General features: G+C 67.3%; 5 protein-coding genes and 1 pseudogene. 3 read left to right on the forward strand and 3 right to left on the reverse strand.

Going from position 1 to position 3,991, the window contains the following annotated elements; all coding sequences use genetic code 11:
- Positions 1 to 94: 94 nt before the first annotated feature.
- Positions 95 to 202: pseudogene (locus ACWD01_RS37280) on the forward strand (transposase); the annotation flags it as partial.
- Positions 203 to 291: 89 nt separating this feature from the next.
- Here the strand turns inward: ACWD01_RS37280 and ACWD01_RS37285 are convergent.
- From ACWD01_RS37285 to ACWD01_RS37295, 3 genes are all read right to left on the reverse strand, one after another.
- Positions 292 to 1,398: a hypothetical protein gene (locus ACWD01_RS37285; RefSeq protein ID WP_451168414.1), complete on the reverse strand. Its 1,107-nt coding sequence runs from the start codon at positions 1,396 to 1,398 to the stop codon at positions 292 to 294.
- 150 nt (positions 1,399 to 1,548) lie between these two features.
- Positions 1,549 to 1,998, reverse strand: a complete 450-nt coding sequence (locus ACWD01_RS37290; protein ID WP_451168416.1) for an alpha/beta hydrolase family protein — start codon at positions 1,996 to 1,998, stop codon at positions 1,549 to 1,551.
- 173 nt (positions 1,999 to 2,171) lie between these two features.
- Positions 2,172 to 2,375, reverse strand: coding sequence for a pentapeptide repeat-containing protein (locus tag ACWD01_RS37295; RefSeq protein WP_451168417.1), 204 nt, complete (start codon positions 2,373 to 2,375; stop codon positions 2,172 to 2,174).
- Between the two features lie 277 nt (positions 2,376 to 2,652).
- On the opposite strand from ACWD01_RS37295, the gene ACWD01_RS37300 reads away from it, so the two are divergent.
- Both ACWD01_RS37300 and ACWD01_RS37305 read left to right on the forward strand, forming a co-directional pair.
- On the forward strand, positions 2,653 to 3,174 hold the full coding sequence (locus tag ACWD01_RS37300) for a hypothetical protein (protein WP_451168419.1): 522 nt from the start codon (positions 2,653 to 2,655) through the stop codon (positions 3,172 to 3,174).
- Positions 3,175 to 3,668: 494 nt separating this feature from the next.
- Positions 3,669 to 3,857: a hypothetical protein gene (locus ACWD01_RS37305; RefSeq protein ID WP_451168420.1), complete on the forward strand. Its 189-nt coding sequence runs from the start codon at positions 3,669 to 3,671 to the stop codon at positions 3,855 to 3,857.
- Positions 3,858 to 3,991: the final 134 nt, after the last annotated feature.

Genomic DNA, 3,991 nt, shown 5'->3' on the forward strand with positions numbered 1-3,991 from the left:
AACTCCTCCGGATAAGGCTTGGGCACAGCGACATCCTTCCCACCCGCCCCACAGGGCAAGCCAGTTCAGATGTCACCCGATCGTGCGGCAGACCCAAGCCCTCGTACGCAACCGGCTCAAGCGCCTTCAGTACCGGCCCGACACCCTCGATGGCTTCATAGCCGGCACCGGCCTGACCCTCGACGATCCAGAGTCACCCTGAAAAGCCGAAGTCAGTAACCGCTGTACCGCTGCTACTCACGACCGGGTTGGGGCCGGCCCTGCGGTCGCGGTTCGTCGCCAGAGCTCAGTTCACGGCTTCTGCGGCCCGCCGAACTGGAAGTGCACGCCGTCGTGTCCGGCGACGGGTGGATTCGGCACCAGGGTGAACGTGAGGGAGTTGAAAGGCCGGCGCCCGTGGAGGCGAACGCTGCCGTTGGAGTCGCTGGGCCCGCCGTCGGCAGGCTGATGGTACTGGCCCTCGACCTTGTTGCCTTCGGCCTTGAAATCGTCGTCGCCGCTGAGTTTGGTGACCGTCACGTCCGCCGGCTCTGTGAACGCCAGGGTCGAGGCGAGCGATCCCAGGTGGATGACGAGATCCTCCATCCTTTTCTGGAGCTTGATGGTGAACGTATGGCCGGCCAGGCCAACGACTTCGATCATGTCCGAGTCGGGCATCTGCGGGGTGAAGAGGTTCAACCCGAATTGCTCCCAGCTCTCGTCGAGGTAAGCGGCGCCCAGGGGTTTCACTTCTGACGTCGCTCCGGCAGCCGTTCCGGTGAGGGTCACCTTGTGGCCGTCCAGCTTTCCGATGGCCTCGGTCCTCTCCTCGTTACGACTGGTCCAGTCGACGAACTGAAGCGGTTCCACCTTCCCGCCGAGCTGGAAGTGCACGCCGTCGTGTCCGGCGACGGGTGGGTTCGGCACCAGGGTGAACGTGAGGGAGTTGAAAGGCCGGCGCCCGTGGAGGCGAACGCTGCCGTTGGAGTCGCTGGGCCCGCCGTCGGCAGGCTGATGGTACTGGCCCTCGACCTTGTTGCCTTCGGCCTTGAAATCGTCGTCGCCGCTGAGTTTGGTGACCGTCACGTCCGCCGGCTCTGTGAACACCAGGGTCGAGGCGAGCGATCCCAGGTGCAGGACCAGGTCCTGCACCTCAGTCTCGAACCCGATGGTGAACGTATGGCCGGCCAGGCCAACGATTTCGATCATGTCCGAGTCGGGCATCTGCGGGGTGAAGAGGTTCAACCCGAATTGCTCCCAGCTCTCGTCGAGGTAAGCGGCGCCCAGGGGTTTCACTTCTGACGTCGCTCCGGCAGCCGTTCCGGTGAGGGTCACCTTGTGGCCGCCCAGGGTTCCGGTGGCTTGGGTTTTCTCTTCGTTGCGGAAAGTCCAGTCGACAAAAAGCTGCTGCGCTGCCATGGTTCGGCCTTTCTGGAGAATTGGCCCCGTGCGGTTTTCTGGCTGAACGCAGTCCGGTTGCGAACTCGTCGGAAGCCAGGGTGCGCGAATTCTGATCTCAAGCTGAGGTGGTGCTTACCCCGTGCGCAGGATCGCGAAGCGAACCGGTAGTCATCGATCGTGAGTGCTATCTGTGTCCGTATCAATTTCGGCCTCGGGGAGTATCGGGGCAGCGAATACCGGTACAGCGTTCAGTTTCCTGAACACTCGGTGGTTGCTTGTTTCGGGCTGGCAGGGTGTCGCTGTGACGGGAGAGTGAGATGCGCTGTTCGAAGGCCGCGGCCCGGGGAGCCAGATCACTCCCCCCATGCTCAGCCCGGTGAGAGCGATTCTGTCGGCGTCCACGTCGGAGCGGGCGGTCAGCCAGTCGATCAGCGGCGCGACCACGGTCTCCCAGCGCGGACTGAACACCACCTGATCCACGAAGATCATCTGCCCTTGGCCGGGCCCCTCGTAGACCAGGGCGTTCCAGTCCCGGTCCAGCGCGGCGGCGACACCGTACGTCCACATGTCGATGCACTGTCCGTCGCTGCCCTTGGTGCCACCCTGACGTGGGGTCATGTCACCGGGACGGCTCCGACCGACAGCCAAGGACGCTCGGACGTCCATGCCTCGCCACGCGCGACTCACACGGCCCGGCACCCAGGCAAACCAGACGCTGACCTGGAACACCGAAGGCAGGCTCGCCACCGCTACCGAACCCGATGCGCACCGGCGCAGGTACAGGGACCGGTTCAGTCGAGGTCCACGCCGTCCGCGTCGGACAGCTTCGCGTCGTCCAGGGTTGCGCCTGTCCAGTCCGTGCTGGACCGGTCCGCGCCATACAAGTTCGCCTCGCGCAGGTTCCCTTCGGCCAGGTCCGCAGCAGAAAGGTCCGCACCGGACAGGTCCGGCTGCAGGCCCATCGGGGACCGGGCAAGGTGAGCGGCGTCCTGCATGGAGAGGCGTTCACCGGCACCTGTTCGGTTCTTTGACCCGCGGCGTGCCTCATGGGCAGGAGACTGCCCTGCAGAACCGTGGCGCAACCGAGTGAGGTCCATCCCGAAGCAGCGCCGGGCCAACCTCGGGCCCCGGTGCATCACGCTGTGCTTACCGGTCCCGGGCCACCGTTCGAGGCATGCTGGTAGCCGTGACCAGGACAGCGCATACCGCGCAGAACGCGGCGGTTGAGCAGGACACACGACCTGCTTCCCGTGGCAGATGAGGGGGCGACAGGTGACGGACGACGACCGACGAGCGGATCTGCCGCCCGGCACGGAGCCCGGCGTCCTGGCGGACCGCCTGAAGGAACGCATCTACGCAACCATCACGATGATCGCCGTGGCGGTCGGCCTGTCCTTCAGCGACGTAGGTTCCCTGGGCGCCATCGCCACAGTACTGACGACTGCGCTGGGTCTGTGGCTCGCGGCGTTCGTCGCCGACCAACAGGCGCACCGCACAGTCCACCGCCACCTCGCCACCGGCCAAGAGTTGCGACGCATGCTGTACGTCAGCAGCCCTCTGCTGTCGTGTGCGGCCGGCCCGGCCGTGCTGATCGCCCTGGCCGCCCTGGACGTCCTGACCCTGCACACCGCGTTGCTGGTGGCGGCCGGCGTCGGTGTCGTCTCCCTCTTCCTGTGGGGCTGCCTGGGCGGACTGCGCATGGGAGGCGGCGTTCTGGCGGCCGCGGTGGCCGGCCTCGTGGACGCGGCCATCGGCGTCGCGGTAGCCCTGGTGAAAGCGTCTGCCGGGCACTGAACGGGTGCTGGCCCCGGCCACCCGTTCGGCGCGCACGGTGGTCTGCCGCTGCCAGGGATGGGCCGGCTCCCGGCCGGCTGCGGTGCCATCAGAGGGTTTCCACCAGCATGCTCAGCTCGAAGGGCACCAGCCGGGCAGGGCGGTCAGGCTCGGGCACTTGCCTCCGAGACGTCCCCGTCCGCACGGTTCAGCACCGGCCTGCACAGCGCCGCCGGGAACCTCAGGCGACCTGGAGGGAGCGGATGGAGTCGGCGAACCACATGCGGTCGATGGCGCTGGTCGCGGTGCGGAGGTCGGTGGCAGCTCCAAGGGTGGGCAGGAGGGGAACGAAGCGGTCGGCTGTGGGGTGCGCGATGGCGGCTGCGGGCGCCTTGGTCCGGTAGTCGGTCAGGGCGTCGAGGTCGCCGTGCGCGAGTGCGCCGACGGCCCAGGCATAAGCGACACCTGGAATGGGAAGCGCACGCCGAAGCCTCCACAGGCCAGTCGGAAGACCAGTGGATGGGCAGCCGGGCCCCCGCCTTGCGGGAACCGGTGCAATCCGCAGCTTCCCGCCCTTCACCAAAGCGGTCGGGGCCTTCGACGACGGTTATGACCTGCGTCTCGACGTGCTCTTCACGTCCGGCCTCAAGGCACTCCTCGACGGTCCGGCACCCCTCATCGAAGGCCAGGAAACCGTCACGTAGACGGGCGGACGAGCGCACCGCAGGACGACCTTGCGCGGGAGGGCCGAGGCGCCGGAGGTGACAGCGGTCGACCTGCCCGCCGGCATCAGCGGGCCGGGGGCCCCGCCGGGGGGGGGGGGGGCCGGCCGGGCGGG

This window comes from Streptomyces sp. NPDC002835, from assembly GCF_053591995.1.

Bases quoted from the DNA above. Each gene is read 5' to 3' on its own strand.
- ACWD01_RS37295 (WP_451168417.1), bottom strand. From the start codon at position 2,375: ATGCAGGACGCCGCTCACCTTGCCCGGTCCCCGATGGGCCTGCAGCCG.
- ACWD01_RS37285 (WP_451168414.1), bottom strand. From the start codon at position 1,398: ATGGCAGCGCAGCAGCTTTTTGTCGACTGGACTTTCCGCAACGAAGAG.
- ACWD01_RS37290 (WP_451168416.1), bottom strand. From the start codon at position 1,998: ATGACCCCACGTCAGGGTGGCACCAAGGGCAGCGACGGACAGTGCATC.